This is a genomic window from Pseudomonas sp. Z1-14 (assembly GCF_051132005.1).
Taxonomy (GTDB): Bacteria; Pseudomonadota; Gammaproteobacteria; order Pseudomonadales; family Pseudomonadaceae; genus Aquipseudomonas.
In genome coordinates, this window is sequence record NZ_CP071646.1 from 5,882,870 (window position 1) to 5,897,656 (window position 14,787).

A 14,787-nucleotide genomic window follows, 5' to 3' on the forward strand; every position below is an offset into this window, starting at 1 on the left:
CTATACCGCATCCCGCGGCAGCATCAAGCCCAACGGCAACCGCACCCGAGCCTCCAGCCCGCCGCCAGCTCGATTGCGCAGTTCGACGTTGCCGCCATGCATCGAGGCGATGCGCTTGACGATGGCCAGGCCCAGCCCGGTGCCCTTCCCTCCCCGAGCCCGATCACCGCGGGTGAACGGGTTGAAAATGGCTTCCAGCTCCGCTGGGTCAATGCCGGCGCCGCGGTCCATGACGCTCAGGACGACATAAGGCGCACTGGTGTCGCCGGAAACATAGGCGGCGACTTCAACGCCCGTGCCGGCATGGTTGAGGGCGTTACCGATCAGGTTGTTCAACAGGCGCTTCATCGACACGCGACGTAGCGGAAACGGCTGGATGGGCTCCAGGCGCAAGTGGACCTTCTCTTCGTTCTGGTTGTAGGGCGCAGCCACCTCCCGTACCAGCTCGCTGAGGTCCACCTCCTCTACCGATTCGTCACGACCGTCGCGAATGAACGCCAGGAACTGATCGAGAATCGCGTCCATGTCTTCGATATCGCGGACCATTTCGTCGGTCAGGTCGGTGTGCTCGCCCATCAGTTCCAGCGACAGCCGCAACCGTGTCAGCGGCGTGCGCAGGTCATGGGAGACGCCGGCGAGCATCAGCTCACGTTCGCGTCCGGCCTGCTCGACATCCTCGGCCATCTGGTTGAAGGCGCGGTACACCTCGGTCATCTCGCTGGGCGTATCGCTGACGGGCAACCGCACGCTGCGGCCTTGGCCCAGTTGCCGGGCTGCATAGACCAGGCGCTTGAGTGGCTGGTTGAGCTGGCTGACGAAAATCCACGCCGAAGCCGTCGACAACAGGCCGATCGCCAGGAACCAGCCCAGCACGTTCCAGATTTTCTGGCCGCGCAGCGGATGGGGGTACAGCGGAACCTTCAGCCACCCATCGCCAAGGCTCGGGGCACGCACCCACAAGGCCGGCGGCGAATGCATGCGCAGCCGCACTTCGGTATCGGCGCCCAGTTCGGCCTGCATCTGCCGCTGGTAGATCTCGCTGTATGGCCAATGCTGCTCACCTTCAGGCACACCGGCGCCGACCACCCGGATCAAAGTCGCCGCCTCGGCGATTTTGACTCGATTGGTTTCGTCCGCTGCCCAATAGGCGCGCAGGGTCAAGGCAACGCCGTGACTGTATTGGCGGTCCACCAGCACGTCTTCGTTCATCAGCAGGTAAACCAGCGTCAGCGCCTTGGAAAACAGCACGACGATCAGCACCAGCCAGAGGGTGCGGGAGAAAAAGCTCTGGGGGAACCAGACGGGGGTCTTCATGAGTAACCGCTACATACTTGCAGGAGCGAGCGATGCTCGCACAATGACGGACCGCGAGTCGCCTGGAAAGATTTTCACCCGCCAGGCTGCGCGCTCCTACAAATCGCCGATCACTTGCCGGCAGCGCCATCCGGCACGAACACGTAGCCAACGCCCCAGACCGTCTGGATATAACGCGGCTTGGAAGGATCGGGTTCGATCATCCGGCGCAAACGGGAAATCTGCACGTCGATGGAGCGCTCCAGCGCATCCCATTCGCGGCCACGGGCCAGGTTCATCAGCTTGTCCCGGGTCAGCGGCTGGCGGGCGTTCATCACCAGGGCCTTGAGCACGGCGAACTCGCCAGTGGTGAGCATGTGGATCTCATCGCCGCGCTTGAGCTCCCGGGTGGCCAGCGACAGTTCATAGTCGCCGAAGGTCACGCTCTCGTCTTCGCTGCCCGGTGCGCCCGGCACCGGCGCCGACTGGCGACGCAGGACAGCCTTGACCCGGGCCATCAGCTCATCCGGGTTGAACGGCTTCGCCAGGTAATCGTCGGCGCCCAGCTCCAGGCCCTTGATACGACTCAGTTCATCGCCCTTGGCGGTGAGCATGATGATCGGGATCTGGTTGTTGGCGCCTCGCAGGCGGCGACAGGCCGTCAAGCCGTCCTCGCCAGGCAGCATCAGGTCGAGGACCACGAGGTTGAAAACCTCACGGGCCAGCAGCCGGTCCATTTGCTCGGTGTTCGGTACGGTGCGGGCGCGATAGCCCTTGCTGACGAAAAAGCGCTCCAGCAGGCTGCTCAGCCCCGGATCGTCGTCAACAATCAGAATTTTTTCGCCTTCAGCAGTTTGTGCGGTGCTGCTCATAGGAAGCTCCTTTGATCTTGGCGCGCATTATGGCTTAGCTGCCGTTATACGCACCGAGTGCATTGTTAGCAGATTTTTCCTCTATCTTCAGTAGCTCACCCATCCATCCCGCAGGTCACGCCCCCCCCCGAACAGCGGAACGCTGGTTATAATGCGCGGCCTATTGCGCCAGGGGATGCCGGATCGTTATACCGGCGCACCGTTCTCCCTGGCCAGGCAGCACTTTTTGAATTCAGCGGGTCACTGGTCGTCCCCTGCCCCCGGCAGCGACGCAAGCCAGGCCGCTCAACCAGCCTCGCCGCGCCCTGTTACTGTGGCGGCGGGCCTGATTTCACAATTTGTCAGGTGGTTTTATGGACAGCATCAACAGCCGCATCGCCGAGGAACTCGGCGTACGCCCGCAACAGGTCGAAGCGGCCGTCGCGCTACTCGATGAAGGCTCCACGGTGCCTTTCATCGCCCGTTACCGGAAGGAAGTGACCGGCAGCCTCGATGACACCCAGCTGCGTCATCTGGAAGAGCGCCTGCGCTACCTGCGAGAACTCGACGAACGGCGCATCAGCATCCTGGCGAGCATCCAGGAGCAGGGCAAGCTGACGCCGCAACTGGAACGCGACATCAAGCTGGCCGATACCAAGACCCGCCTGGAAGACTTGTACCTGCCCTACAAGCAGAAACGCCGCACCAAGGGCCAGATTGCCCTGGAAGCCGGCCTCGGCGAACTGGCCGACGGCTTGTTCAACGACCCCACGTTGGCGCCGGAAGCCGAAGCCGCGCGCTTCGTCGATGCCGAAAAAGGCGTGGCGGAGATCAAGGCTGCGCTGGAAGGCGCCAAGTACATCCTCATGGAGCGCTTCGCCGAAGACGCGAACCTGCTGGAAAAACTGCGCAACTACCTCAAGCAGGAGGCGATCCTGAGTGCTCGCGTCATCGCCGGCAAAGAAGAGGAAGGCGCCAAGTTCCGCGATTACTTCGAACACGACGAGCCCCTCAAGAGCGTACCGTCGCACCGGGCGCTGGCGATTTTCCGCGGTCGCAACGAAGGCATCCTCAGCTCATCGCTGAAAGTCGGCGAAGAATTGCCCGGCACCATGCACCCGTGCGAAGGCATGATCGGCCAGCAGTTCGGCATCCAGAACCAGAACCGCGCCGCCGACAAGTGGCTGGCCGAAGTGGTGCGCTGGACCTGGAAGGTCAAGCTCTACACCCACCTGGAAACCGACCTGCTGGGCGAACTGCGCGACAACGCCGAGACCGAGGCGATCAACGTGTTCGCCCACAACCTGCACGACCTGCTGCTGGCCGCACCGGCCGGGCCGCGTGCCACGCTGGGCCTGGACCCGGGCCTGCGCACTGGCTGCAAGGTGGCCGTGGTCGATTCCACCGGCAAGCTGCTGGACCACGCCACGGTCTACCCGCATGTGCCGCATAACAAGTGGGACCAGACCATCGCTATCCTTGCCGCCCTGTGCGCCAAGCACTCGGTCGACCTGATCGCCATCGGCAACGGCACCGCCAGCCGTGAGACCGACAAGTTGGCCGCCGAACTGATCAAGAAATACCCGGCCATGAAAATGACCAAGGTCATGGTCTCCGAGGCCGGCGCTTCGGTTTATTCGGCGTCGGAACTGGCCTCGAAGGAATTCCCGGACCTGGACGTGTCGATCCGTGGCGCGGTGTCCATCGCCCGTCGCCTGCAGGACCCACTGGCGGAACTGGTGAAGATCGACCCGAAATCCATCGGTGTCGGCCAGTACCAGCATGACGTGTCGCAATTGAAGCTGGCCCGTGGCCTGGACGCCGTGGTGGAGGATTGCGTGAACGCCGTGGGCGTGGACGTGAACACCGCTTCGGTAGCATTGCTGGCGCGCATCTCCGGCCTGAACGCCACGCTGGCGCAGAACATCGTCACCCACCGCGACGAACACGGCGCGTTCAAGACCCGCGCCGCGTTGAAAAAAGTCCCGCGCCTGGGCGAAAAAACCTTCGAACAGGCCGCCGGCTTCCTGCGCGTCATGAATGGTGACAACCCGCTCGACTCCTCGGCAGTTCACCCGGAAGCCTATCCACTGGTGCAACGCATCGCCGCCCAAACCGACCGCGACATTCGCTCGCTGATCGGCGACGCGGCGTTTCTCAAGCGCCTGGACCCGAAGAAATTCACTGACGAAACCTTCGGCCTGCCCACCGTGACCGACATCCTCCAAGAGCTGGAGAAACCGGGCCGCGACCCACGTCCGGAGTTCAAGACCGCTGAATTCCAGGAAGGCGTCGAAGACCTCAAGGACCTGCAACCGGGCATGATCCTCGAAGGCGTGGTGACCAACGTCACCAACTTCGGCGCGTTCGTCGACATCGGCGTGCACCAGGACGGCCTGGTGCATATTTCGGCCTTGTCGGAGAAATTCATCAAGGACCCGCGCGAAGCCGTGAAGGCCGGTGATGTGGTGAAAGTAAAGGTCATGGAAGTCGACATCCCGCGTAAACGCGTGGGGCTGTCGATGCGCATGAGCGACACGCCGGGCGAGAAAATCGACGGCGCCCGCGGTGCCCGTCCAGGCGCCGCGCCACGCCAGTCGCAGAACACCGCGCCGCGTAAGGAAACTGCCACCGCGGCCCCGGCGAATAACGCCATGGCCTCGCTGTTCGCCAACGCCAAGCAGCTGAAGAAACGCTGATGGAGGCGCCGGCCGGGTTGGTGGAGAGCGCGTTTTTCAAGCTGCTCGGCTGCCGTCTGCAGAGCCTCGGGGACGGGGTGGCGCAAGTCGCCCTGGGTCTGGAGCCGGCGTTGCGCAACCGCGGTGGCAAGCTGCACGGCGGGGCGCTGTTCAGCCTGGTGGACATTGCCATGGGGCTGGCCTGCTCCAGCGTCCATGGCTTCGACCAGCAGAGCGCAACCATCGAGTGCAAGATCAACTACATTCGCGCCGTGTCCGACGGCGAAGTGCTGTGCACCGCCCGGGTCATCCACCCGGGCCGGCGCACGCTGGTGGTCGAGGCCGAGGTGATGCAGGGCGACAAGCTGGTCGCAAAAGCGCAAGGCACGTTCGCTGTCCTATAGCTCGCTGTCATCGATTTGAGTTAATTTCACTTCCACGAATGCGCTGTCGAAATCCCATTTGTGGGAGCGAGCTTGCTCGCGATAGCGGTGGACCAGTCAATACAAAGTTGACTGACATGCCGCCATCGCGAGCAAGCTCGCTCCCACAGGGGCTGCGACGACCTGTCTTTGGCAGCACAAAAACCAGGCGAAAACGCCAGTTTCAACTTCACCCTTGTAGACCGTCTTGCCCACCCCCATATTGGGGCGACTGACGCGTGAAGGAATTCAACTTGAGCGACCTTTTAAACCGCCGCCTGGCCCTGCTCGGCGAGCGCGCCAACCTCTCCCTGCTCGAGCAGTGCCTGCACGGTATCGAACGTGAATGCCTGCGCGTCACGGGCGACGGGCGCCTGGCGCAGACCCCGCATCCCGAATCCCTGGGCTCGGCGCTGACCAACGAACAGATCACTACTGACTATTCCGAGTCGCTGCTGGAGTTCATCACGCCGGCCCTGGCCAACCCGGCCGACACCCTGCACAGCCTCGACAGGATCCACCGGTTTGTCTACAGCAAGCTCGGCGACGAGTACCTGTGGAGCCCTTCGATGCCGTGTCCGCTGCCGGCCGAGGAAGACATTCCGATCGCCTACTACGGCACCTCGAATATCGGTCGACTCAAGTATGTCTACCGCAAGGGCCTGGCCCTGCGCTACGGCAAGACCATGCAATGCATCGCCGGGATCCACTACAACTTTTCCCTCCCGGAAAAGCTCTGGCCCCTGCTGCGCCAGGACGAAGCCAGCGACGTGAGCGACCGCGACTTCCAGTCCTCGGCCTACATCGCGCTGATCCGTAACTTCCGCCGCTACAGCTGGTTGCTGATGTACCTGTTCGGCGCCTCGCCGGCCCTGGACGCAGGTTTCCTGCGCGGCCGTCCGCACCAGTTGGAACAACTGGACCCGGACACCTTGTACCTGCCCTACGCCACCAGCCTGCGCATGAGCGACCTGGGCTACCAGAGCAACGCCCAAGCCGGCCTGACACCTTGCTATAACGACCTGGCGAGCTACACCGACAGCCTGCGCAAAGCCGTCGCAACGCCCTATGCGCCTTATGTCGAAGTCGGTACTCACCAGAACGGCGAATGGGTGCAGCTCAATACCAACATCCTGCAGATCGAAAACGAGTACTACTCCAACATCCGCCCCAAGCGCGTGACCTACACCGGCGAGCGGCCGATCCAGGCGCTGATGGCCCGAGGGATCCAGTACGTCGAAGTGCGCTGCCTGGACATCAACCCGTTCCTGCCGATGGGCATCGACCTGACCGAGTCGCGCTTCCTCGATGCGTTCCTGCTGTACTGCGGCCTCAACGACAGCCCGCAACTGGAAAACAACGAGTGCAGCAACGCCACGAGCAACTTCCTGACCGTGGTCAAGGAAGGCCGCAAGCCTGGCCTGCAATTGCAGCGCCAGGGTCAATCGGTGGACATGCAAACCTGGGCCATGGAATTGCTGGAAAAGATTGCTCCGCTGGCCGCCCTGCTTGACCAGAGCCAAGGCGGTGATGCCCATCGCCAGGCTCTCGACGCGCAACAGGCAAAAGTCCGCGACCCGTCGCTGACGCCGTCCGCCAAGGTCTTGGCCGCCATGGCCGAGCACGGGGAGAGCTTCGCCGAGTTCTCCCTGCGTCAGAGCAAGGCCCACGCCGAATTCTTCCGCGCCGAGCCGTTGTCGACAGAAGAACAGGTCAACTTCGAGAACACCGCACGCCAGTCGCTGGTCCAGCAAACCGAGCTGGAGCAGAACGAAGTGGGCGATTTCGACGTGTTCGTGGGTTCGTATCAGGCGAGCATTCTGGCGATCAGTAACTGAGCTCCTCTTGACGAGGACGCTTCCGTGGCGAGGGAGCTTGCTCCCGCTGGTCTGCGCAGCAGGCCCATCTTGCGGCCGCTACGCAGCGAGCGGGAGCAAGCTCCCTCGCCACGGGGGTTATCAGCCATCCTGGATAGATGTGTTCGCAGATAAGCTAATTCTAAAAAGTTATTTATTTACCCATTCTTAGATCATTTAGTCTCCTCCAACGCCGACTCTCCGGCGGCCTGTTGAGGAGCTTCCCCATGTCTTTGCGTTTCCCCCTTCGCCTTCTCGCGGCCGCTTCCCTGGCCGCGGCGAGCCTTTTCGCCCAAGCGGCCGACCTGACCGTGGCCTATCAGACCACCGTCGACCCGGCCAAAGTCGCCCAGGCCGACGGCGCTTATGAGAAAGCCACCCAGGCCAAGATCAACTGGCGAAAATTCGACAACGGTGCCGATATCATCGCCGCCATCGCTTCGGGCGATGTGCAGATCGGCTACCTGGGTTCCAGCCCGCTGACCGCCGCCATCACCCGCAAGGTTCCGGTGGAAACCTTCCTCATCGCCACCCAGATCGGCGCCGCCGAAGCCTTGGTCGCCCGTGATGGCTCCGGCATCAAGACCCCGCAGGACCTGATCGGCAAGAAAATCGCCGTGCCGTTTGTTTCCACCGGTCATTACAGCCTGCTCGCCGCGCTGAAACACTGGAACATCGACCCGTCGAAAGTCACCGTGCTCAACCTCGCGCCACCGGCCATCATCGCCGCCTGGAAGCGCGGCGACATCGACGCCACCTACGTCTGGGACCCGGCCCTGGGCGTTGCCAAGGAAAACGGCAAGGTGCTGATCACCTCCGCCGAACTGGCCCAGTTCGGCGCGCCAACCTTCGACGCCTGGATCGTGCGCAAGGATTTTGCCCAGAAGCATCCCGAGATCGTCACGGCTTTCGCCAAGGTCACCCTGGACGCCTACGCCCAGTACCGCAAGGACCCGCAAGCCTGGCTGGCCGACGCATCGAACATCGACAAGCTGGTGAAACTCTCCGGCGCCAAGGCCAGCGACATTCCATTGCTGTTGCAAGGCAACGTATTCCCGTTGGCCGCCGACCAGGTGGTCAGCCTCGGTGCCCCAACCACCCAGGCCATCACCAACACCGCCGCGTTCCTCAAGGAGCAAGGCAAGGTTGAAGCCGTGCTGCCGGACTACGCGCCATACGTCAGCGCCAAATACATCACCCGCTGATCAAACAGGAGACGTCGAGATGGCCTTGCTACAGCTGGAGCGCATCAGCGCACAGTACCCCGGCGCAACGAAACCGGTACTGGCGGATATTTCGTTGACCTTGGGCCCGCAGCAGTTGCTGGTTGCCCTCGGCCCCTCCGGCAGCGGCAAGACTTCGCTGCTCAACCTGATTGCCGGGTTTGTGGAACCCAGCGCCGGACAGATCACCCTGGACGGCATTCCCGTCAGAGGCCCGGGTGCCGAGCGCGGCGTAGTGTTCCAGGACGATGCGCTGTTGCCCTGGCAAGACGTGTTGGCGAACGTCGGATTCGGCCTGGAACTGGCGGGTGTTGCCAGGGAGAAGCGCGAGGCTCGCGCTCGGGAAATGCTCGCCCTGGTGGACCTGGCCGGTTTCGAAAAGCGCCGTGTCTGGCAGCTGTCGGGCGGTCAGAAGCAACGCGTCGGGCTGGCCCGCGCGCTGGCGGCCGATCCACGGGTATTGCTGATGGACGAACCTTTCGGCGCCCTGGACGCGTTCACCCGTGAACAGATGCAGGAACTGCTGCTGCAAGTCTGGCAACGTACCGCCAAACCGGTGTTCCTGATTACCCATGACATTGAAGAGGCGGTATTCCTTGCCACCGACCTGATCCTGCTGGCCCCCGATCCGGGGCAGATCGTCGAGCGCCTGAGCCTGGATTTCGGGCGCCGCTACGGCGCGGGGGAAGCGGCGCGGTCGATCAAGTCCGACCCGCGCTTCATCGAAACCCGCGAGCATGTGCTGGCGAAAGTGTTCTCCCAACGCAGCGCCACTCGGCAACAGGAGCGCGCATGAGCAGCTATGAAGTTCCAGCCGTGGCCAGCGACGCCGTGGCCGCCCGCCCTCCAGTCCTCGCGCGCCGTACCCTGAGGACGCGATGGATCAGCGGCGTGACGCTGGTGGTGCTGCTGTTGCTCTGGTGGGCCGTTACCGCCAGCGGCCTGATCGAACCGCTCTTCCTGCCGCCGCCCTCCGCCGTGCTGCAAAAAGGCTGGCTGCTGGCTACCAGCGGCTACATGGACTCCACGCTCTGGCAGCACCTCGGCGCAAGCCTCGGGCGGATTGGCCTGGGCCTGCTGTTCGCGGTGTTGACGGCGGTGCCGGTGGGTATCGCCATCGGTGCCAACCGTATTGCCCGCGGCGTGCTCGATCCGCTGATCGAGTTCTACCGGCCGATTCCACCCCTGGCTTACCTGCCGCTGATCGTGATCTGGTGCGGCATCGGTGAGCTGTCGAAAGTCCTGCTGATCTACCTGGCGATTTTCGCCCCGATCGCCATCGCCACTGCAACCGGCGTGCGCACCGTCGACCCGGCGAAACTGCGCGCTGCCCAATCGCTGGGGGCCACGCGCGCGCAACTGATTCGCCATGTGATCGTACCCAGCGCCCTGCCCGACATCCTCACCGGTATCCGCATCGGCCTGGGCGTGGGCTGGTCGACGCTGGTCGCCGCCGAACTGATCGCGGCCACCAGCGGCCTGGGGTTCATGGTGCAGTCGGCAGCGCAGTTCCTGGTCACCGATGTCGTGGTGCTGGGAATCCTGGTGATTGCGCTGATCGCCTTTGCCATGGAAATGGGCCTGCGCGCCCTGCAACGCAAACTGGTGCCGTGGCACGGCCAGGCCCACTGAACCTTTATTGACCACGCCGACCATTCGGCGCCGATCCGAGAGAACGACGATGAGCCGTCCGACCGTTACCCCTCTGAGCGTTGCCCTCGGCGCGCAGATCAGCGGGATCGATATCAGCCAGCCACTGGCCCCGGAAGACCGTGACACCATCGAGCAGGCACTGCTCGAATATCAGGTGCTGTTCTTCCGCGACCAGCCGATCGAACCCGCACAACAGGCCCGTTTCGCCGCGTACTTTGGCGACCTGCACATTCACCCGATCTACCCCAACGTACCGGAGCAGCCCGAAGTGCTGGTGCTCGACACCGCCGTCACCGATGTGCGCGACAACGCGGTGTGGCACACCGACGTGACCTTCCTGCCGACCCCGGCCATGGGCGCGGTGCTCAGCGCCAAGCTGCTGCCGGCATTCGGCGGCGATACGTTGTGGGCCAGCGGCATCGCGGCCTACGAAGCCTTGTCGGCACCGTTGAAAAGCCTGTTGGAAGGCCTGACGGCGACCCACGACTTTACTCGTTCGTTTCCGCTGGAACGCTTTGGCAACACGGCGGAAGATCGGCTACGTTGGGAAGAAGCACGGCGCAAGAATCCACCGCTGTCGCATCCGGTGATTCGCACTCATCCGGTGAGCGGCCGCCGCGCACTGTTCGTCAACGAAGGCTTCACTACGCGCATCAACGAGCTGTCGGAAACCGAAAGCGAGGCGATCCTGAAATTGCTGTTTGCCCATGCGACGCGTCCGGAGTTCACCGTTCGCTGGCGCTGGCAGGCCAACGACGTGGCATTCTGGGACAACCGCGTGACCCAGCATTTCGCCGTGGACGACTACCGCCCCAACCGGCGGGTGATGCATCGGGCGACGGTGTTGGGGGATGTGCCGTTTTTCAGGTGAGTGCCTCGCCACGGCTCATATCCCCGTGGCGAGGGAGCTTGCTCCCGCTGGGCTGCGTAGCAGCCCCAAAATCTCGGATCAGTTCATCATGCGCAAGCAACATGAACTGGGGGCCGCTTCGCGACCCAGCGGGAGCAAGCTCCCTCGCCACGGGTCCTGCGTTCAACCTGATAAACCGGCTGGAATCACTCAGCCGTCGAAGGCTTCTCCCACAGGTTGATCCCGCCCTCTTGGGCAAACCGGTCGATCTCGGCCAGTTCTTCGGCGCTGAACTCGAGATTTTGCAGCGCCCCGACGTTCTCGACGATCTGCTCCGGTCGGCTGGCGCCGATCAGGGCCGAGGTGACCCGCGGATCGCGCAATGTCCAGGCCAGGGCCATTTGCGCCAGGCTCTGGCCGCGACGCTGGGCGATCTCGTTGAGGGCGCGTACGTGGGCGATGTTTTCATCTGACAGATGCGAGGCCTGCAACGAACCGCCGCCCGGGCGATTGACCCGCGCATCGGCCGGAATGCCCTTGAGGTATTTGTCGGTCAGCAGGCCCTGCGCCAGCGGCGTGAAGGCGATCACGCCGGTGCCCAGTTCCTCGGTGGCGTCCAGCAAGTCCTTCTCGACCCAACGGTTGAGCAGGTTGTAGGCCGGCTGATGGATCAACAGCGGCACTTTCCATTCCTGAAGCAGCGCCGCCATTTCCCGGGTCTTCACGCCCGAATAGGAAGAAATGCCAATGTACAGGGCCTTGCCCTGCTGCACGGCGGTGGCCAGGGCGCTGGCGGTTTCTTCCAGTGGCGTGTCGGGATCGAAACGGTGGGAGTAGAAGATGTCCACGTAATCCAGACCGAGGCGCTGAAGGCTCTGGTCAAGGCTGGCCAGCACGTATTTGCGCGAACCGCCGCCCTGGCCATAAGGGCCTGGCCACATGTCCCAGCCGGCCTTGCTGGAGATGATCAGTTCATCGCGGTATTGCTGGAAATCTTCACGCAGCAACCGGCCGAAATTGATTTCGGCGCTGCCGTAGGGCGGGCCGTAGTTGTTGGCCAGGTCGAAGTGGTTGATACCCAGGTCGAACGCCGTGCGCAACAAGGCCCGCTGAGTGTCGATCGGCGTGCTGTCGCCGAAGTTGTGCCACAAGCCGAGTGACAAGGCCGGCAGTACCAGCCCGCTGCGCCCGACGCGGCGGTAAGGGATGGATTCGTAGCGGTTTTGCGCAGCGGTGTAGGTCATCGAAAAAGCTCTCTGTTCGGACGGCGGGTGGCAGAAGCTAACATTTCACAGACGCACCAGTCAGGTCGAAAGTTCGCGCAAGGCCGCTGCTGCCAGAAAACCCGAACGCGAGCTGTAACGCTGGTCTCGTCGCACGGTTTGATCGATACGCTCAAGCAATTGCTCGGGCAGTGTGGCGTTGAACCGCACCGACTTTCCGAAATAGGGCGTGACATCAAACTCAACCACGCCCCATATCCCCCCGGCGTATTGCGGATCGTCGAGATGATCGTCAATTTCATGGATCTTTGGCAGCGGTTCGCCGTCGGCTATCAGGCCTTCATAGTGCAACGAGAGCGCTTCTCTCACATTTTGGAATGCCTGGCTCACCGTACTGCCTGCGGAAAAACAACCCGGCACATCCGGGACCGTCACGCCGTATTCGGAATCGGCATCCTTGTGCAGAACGACCGGAAATTTCATGTGGACGAATCCTTCCTCCAGACCCGGCAACCGCAGCAACCGGTCTGATAACAATGCATCCCCATCGGGGATTTCGTAATCGGTCATGACCTTCATTTCAGGCCCGCCTGTTTCAAAATGCTATTGATCGTGCCTCTGGGCAGATCGGCGTCAGGGTGCTTGATCGTCACCCTCCCAGCCTTGAAAGCGTGTTTATACTGATGATGACTACCCTTGACCGCCACCAGATACCAACCATCCTCTTCGATCTTCCTGATCATTTCCCGACTTCGCATCACCTATGCCTTATTCGACAGCTCTGCCGGAAAACTCTAGCTGTGAAAGAGGGTTTTGATACACACAATACACACTCTGAAAAATATTAGCTCAACTCTCCAACTGATGCACCGTTACCACAATCCAGTCATCGCGCCTGCGCAAACACCTCCGCCACCCAATCCACAAACACCCGTACCCGCGGTGACATGTGTCGGTTGTGTGGATAAACCACCGACACCGGCATGGACGGCGGAGGTGTCGCGGCGAGCACTTCGCGGATCAGGCCTTGGCGGATCGGCTCCTCCATTCGGTAATACGGGCATTGGATCAGGCCCATGCCGGCGATCGCCGACGCCGCATAGATTTCTGCCCCGGACACCGACAACGTGCCCCCGATCGAAACCTCCTTGAGTTCGCCGTCGACCATGAATTCGAATGGATAAAGCTTGGCGGTGGTGCGCGAGACGTAGTTCACCGCCTTGTGCTGCTTGAGATCCTCCAGGCTTTTCGGTTCACCGTACTGGCGCAGGTAAGCCGGGCTGGCACAGGTGATCTGGCGAAGATTGGCGACACGCCGGCCAATCAACGACGAATCCGCCAACGTACCGGAGCGCACGACGCAATCGACGCCCTCGGCGATCAAGTCGACGAAGCGGTCCGCTTCACTGATGAACAATTCGATATCCGGGTAGCGGGCCATGAATTGCGGCAACGCGGGGATCACGAAATACCGCGCCTGGGTTCCATGCAGGTCCACCCTCAACTTGCCTTTGGGCGCCACGCCGCGAAACGCCAGCTCGGCTTCTTCGAGTTCCGCCAGCAATTGCACGCAACGTGGGTAGTAGGCCTCGCCATCGAGGGTCGGACGCACCCTGCGTGTGCTGCGCTCCAGCAGACGGACACCCAGCCAGGCTTCGAATTGATTGAGCGTGTGGGTCAGCGTGGCCCGGGGCATGTTCAGGTCTTCGGCAGCCAGGGTGAAGCTGCTGCGCTCGTAGATACGGACAAACACCTTCATCGCCTTGACTTGATCCATCTGAAGCCCTGATTGTTGAGGAATGTTGAACAGTCAAGGCAACTCTCCTGCATTTATCGCTGCGCGTAAACATGTGAATCTGGCTTCAACCCATCACGACATCTCAAGGAGATCCTTGCCATGACTGCTCAAAACGCCAAAGTCGCCATCGTCACCGGTGCCTCCCGTGGGATCGGCGCGCAGATAGCCAGGCAATTGGCGAGCGACGGGTTTGCCGTCGCCATCAACTTCGCCAGCAGCGCCACCGAGGCCTCGCAGTTGGCGGTACAGTTGCGTCAGGCCGGGCACCCGGCCATAGCGGTGAAGGCCGACGTGTCGGTTGCCGCCGACGTCAGCCGGATGTTCGATGAAGTCGAAGCGCAACTGGGTAGGGTCGATGTGTTGATCAACAACGCCGGCATCCTCCAGGTGATGCCGTTGGCGCAGCACAGCGACGAGCTGTTCGATCGCACGTTCGCCATCAACACCCGTGGCACCTTCAACACCTTGCGCGAGGCCGCGACCCGGCTGAACGATGGCGGCCGCATCGTGAATTTTTCCAGCAGTACCGTGGGCATGAACCTGCCGGGCTACTCGGTGTACATCGCCAGCAAGGCCGCGGTGGAATCCCTGACCCAGGTGTTTGCCAAGGAACTGCGCGGTCGCCAGATCACCGTCAACGCCGTGGCCCCGGGGCCGGTCGCCACCGAGCTGTTCATGCAGGGCAAAAGCGAAGAGCAGGTTCAGCACTATGCCAGGATGCCGCCCTTGGAACGCCTCGGCCAGCCGGAAGACATCGCCAGCATCGTGTCATTCCTGGTAAGCCCGGCCGCTGGTTGGGTGAACGGCCAGATCCTGCGGGCTAACGGAGGGCTGGTCTGAGGCGTGCTCTGCGGCACCATCCAAACCGCCTTCGCGAGCAGGCTCGCTCCCACAGGGGTATCGCATGTCCCTGTGGGAGCGAGCCTGCTCGCGAAGACGT

At 62.5% G+C, this 14,787-nt stretch carries 14 protein-coding genes; 8 read left to right on the forward strand and 6 right to left on the reverse strand.

Translation table 11 applies throughout. The features are described 5' to 3' along the window. Complete coding sequence (locus tag J3P89_RS26985) at window positions 1-1,314, reverse strand: ATP-binding protein (RefSeq protein WP_434570347.1); 1,314 nt, start codon at window positions 1,312-1,314, stop codon at window positions 1-3. A gap of 110 nt (window positions 1,315-1,424) precedes the next feature. After that, complete coding sequence (ompR, locus tag J3P89_RS26990; RefSeq protein WP_039592639.1) at window positions 1,425-2,165, reverse strand: osmolarity response regulator transcription factor OmpR; 741 nt, start codon at window positions 2,163-2,165, stop codon at window positions 1,425-1,427. Window positions 2,166-2,518: 353 nt separating this feature from the next. On the opposite strand from ompR, the gene J3P89_RS26995 reads away from it, so the two are divergent. The 7 genes from J3P89_RS26995 to tauD all read left to right on the forward strand — a co-directional run bounded on the left by J3P89_RS26995 (window position 2,519) and on the right by tauD (window position 10,847). Next, window positions 2,519-4,843 (forward strand): Tex family protein, encoded by a 2,325-nt coding sequence (locus J3P89_RS26995; protein ID WP_434696193.1) that lies wholly within the window; start codon window positions 2,519-2,521, stop codon window positions 4,841-4,843. Further along, window positions 4,843-5,226, forward strand: coding sequence for a PaaI family thioesterase (locus J3P89_RS27000; RefSeq protein WP_434654137.1), 384 nt, complete (start codon window positions 4,843-4,845; stop codon window positions 5,224-5,226). The genes J3P89_RS26995 and J3P89_RS27000 overlap by 1 nt, the downstream gene beginning before the upstream one ends. 272 nt (window positions 5,227-5,498) lie before the next feature. Further along, window positions 5,499-7,082: a glutamate--cysteine ligase gene (gene gshA, locus J3P89_RS27005; RefSeq protein ID WP_434696194.1), complete on the forward strand. Its 1,584-nt coding sequence runs from the start codon at window positions 5,499-5,501 to the stop codon at window positions 7,080-7,082. A 245-nt stretch (window positions 7,083-7,327) separates the two neighbouring features. Then, window positions 7,328-8,305 (forward strand): taurine ABC transporter substrate-binding protein, encoded by a 978-nt coding sequence (tauA, locus tag J3P89_RS27010; protein WP_434626565.1) that lies wholly within the window; start codon window positions 7,328-7,330, stop codon window positions 8,303-8,305. 19 nt (window positions 8,306-8,324) lie between these two features. After that, window positions 8,325-9,119, forward strand: coding sequence for a taurine ABC transporter ATP-binding subunit (tauB, locus tag J3P89_RS27015; RefSeq protein ID WP_434696195.1), 795 nt, complete (start codon window positions 8,325-8,327; stop codon window positions 9,117-9,119). Then, window positions 9,116-9,955, forward strand: a complete 840-nt coding sequence (gene tauC, locus J3P89_RS27020; RefSeq protein ID WP_434696196.1) for a taurine ABC transporter permease TauC — start codon at window positions 9,116-9,118, stop codon at window positions 9,953-9,955. Before tauB ends, tauC begins: the two co-directional genes overlap by 4 nt. A 49-nt stretch (window positions 9,956-10,004) precedes the next feature. Further along, complete coding sequence (gene tauD, locus J3P89_RS27025) at window positions 10,005-10,847, forward strand: taurine dioxygenase (RefSeq protein WP_434673291.1); 843 nt, start codon at window positions 10,005-10,007, stop codon at window positions 10,845-10,847. Window positions 10,848-11,032: 185 nt separating this feature from the next. Here tauD and mgrA read toward each other — a convergent pair whose 3' ends face one another. The 4 genes from mgrA to J3P89_RS27045 form a co-directional block, all read right to left on the reverse strand. Next, window positions 11,033-12,070: an L-glyceraldehyde 3-phosphate reductase gene (gene mgrA / locus J3P89_RS27030; protein ID WP_434570362.1), complete on the reverse strand. Its 1,038-nt coding sequence runs from the start codon at window positions 12,068-12,070 to the stop codon at window positions 11,033-11,035. A gap of 60 nt (window positions 12,071-12,130) precedes the next feature. Continuing rightward, on the reverse strand, window positions 12,131-12,532 hold the full coding sequence (locus J3P89_RS27035) for a type II toxin-antitoxin system HicB family antitoxin (protein WP_434698063.1): 402 nt from the start codon (window positions 12,530-12,532) through the stop codon (window positions 12,131-12,133). Window positions 12,533-12,624: 92 nt separating this feature from the next. Beyond that, window positions 12,625-12,807, reverse strand: a complete 183-nt coding sequence (locus J3P89_RS27040) for a type II toxin-antitoxin system HicA family toxin (RefSeq protein WP_305497539.1) — start codon at window positions 12,805-12,807, stop codon at window positions 12,625-12,627. Between the two features lie 128 nt (window positions 12,808-12,935). Beyond that, window positions 12,936-13,826, reverse strand: coding sequence for a LysR family transcriptional regulator (locus J3P89_RS27045; RefSeq protein ID WP_434654149.1), 891 nt, complete (start codon window positions 13,824-13,826; stop codon window positions 12,936-12,938). Window positions 13,827-13,946: 120 nt separating this feature from the next. Here J3P89_RS27045 and J3P89_RS27050 point away from each other — a divergent pair, with 120 nt between their 5' ends. Next, complete coding sequence (locus tag J3P89_RS27050; protein ID WP_434602495.1) at window positions 13,947-14,687, forward strand: SDR family oxidoreductase; 741 nt, start codon at window positions 13,947-13,949, stop codon at window positions 14,685-14,687. Window positions 14,688-14,787: the final 100 nt, after the last annotated feature.

What these genes read in the sequence shown, in the direction of transcription:
- J3P89_RS26985 (WP_434570347.1), bottom strand. Translation starts at nt 1,314, where the DNA reads ATGAAGACCCCCGTCTGGTTCCCCCAGAGCTTTTTCTCCCGCACCCTC.
- ompR (WP_039592639.1), bottom strand. Translation starts at nt 2,165, where the DNA reads ATGAGCAGCACCGCACAAACTGCTGAAGGCGAAAAAATTCTGATTGTT.
- J3P89_RS26995 (WP_434696193.1), top strand. Translation starts at nt 2,519, where the DNA reads ATGGACAGCATCAACAGCCGCATCGCCGAGGAACTCGGCGTACGCCCG.
- J3P89_RS27000 (WP_434654137.1), top strand. Translation starts at nt 4,843, where the DNA reads ATGGAGGCGCCGGCCGGGTTGGTGGAGAGCGCGTTTTTCAAGCTGCTC.
- tauA (WP_434626565.1), top strand. Translation starts at nt 7,328, where the DNA reads ATGTCTTTGCGTTTCCCCCTTCGCCTTCTCGCGGCCGCTTCCCTGGCC.
- tauB (WP_434696195.1), top strand. Translation starts at nt 8,325, where the DNA reads ATGGCCTTGCTACAGCTGGAGCGCATCAGCGCACAGTACCCCGGCGCA.
- tauC (WP_434696196.1), top strand. Translation starts at nt 9,116, where the DNA reads ATGAGCAGCTATGAAGTTCCAGCCGTGGCCAGCGACGCCGTGGCCGCC.
- tauD (WP_434673291.1), top strand. Translation starts at nt 10,005, where the DNA reads ATGAGCCGTCCGACCGTTACCCCTCTGAGCGTTGCCCTCGGCGCGCAG.
- mgrA (WP_434570362.1), bottom strand. Translation starts at nt 12,070, where the DNA reads ATGACCTACACCGCTGCGCAAAACCGCTACGAATCCATCCCTTACCGC.
- J3P89_RS27035 (WP_434698063.1), bottom strand. Translation starts at nt 12,532, where the DNA reads ATGAAATTTCCGGTCGTTCTGCACAAGGATGCCGATTCCGAATACGGC.
- J3P89_RS27040 (WP_305497539.1), bottom strand. Translation starts at nt 12,807, where the DNA reads ATGCGAAGTCGGGAAATGATCAGGAAGATCGAAGAGGATGGTTGGTAT.
- J3P89_RS27045 (WP_434654149.1), bottom strand. Translation starts at nt 13,826, where the DNA reads ATGGATCAAGTCAAGGCGATGAAGGTGTTTGTCCGTATCTACGAGCGC.
- J3P89_RS27050 (WP_434602495.1), top strand. Translation starts at nt 13,947, where the DNA reads ATGACTGCTCAAAACGCCAAAGTCGCCATCGTCACCGGTGCCTCCCGT.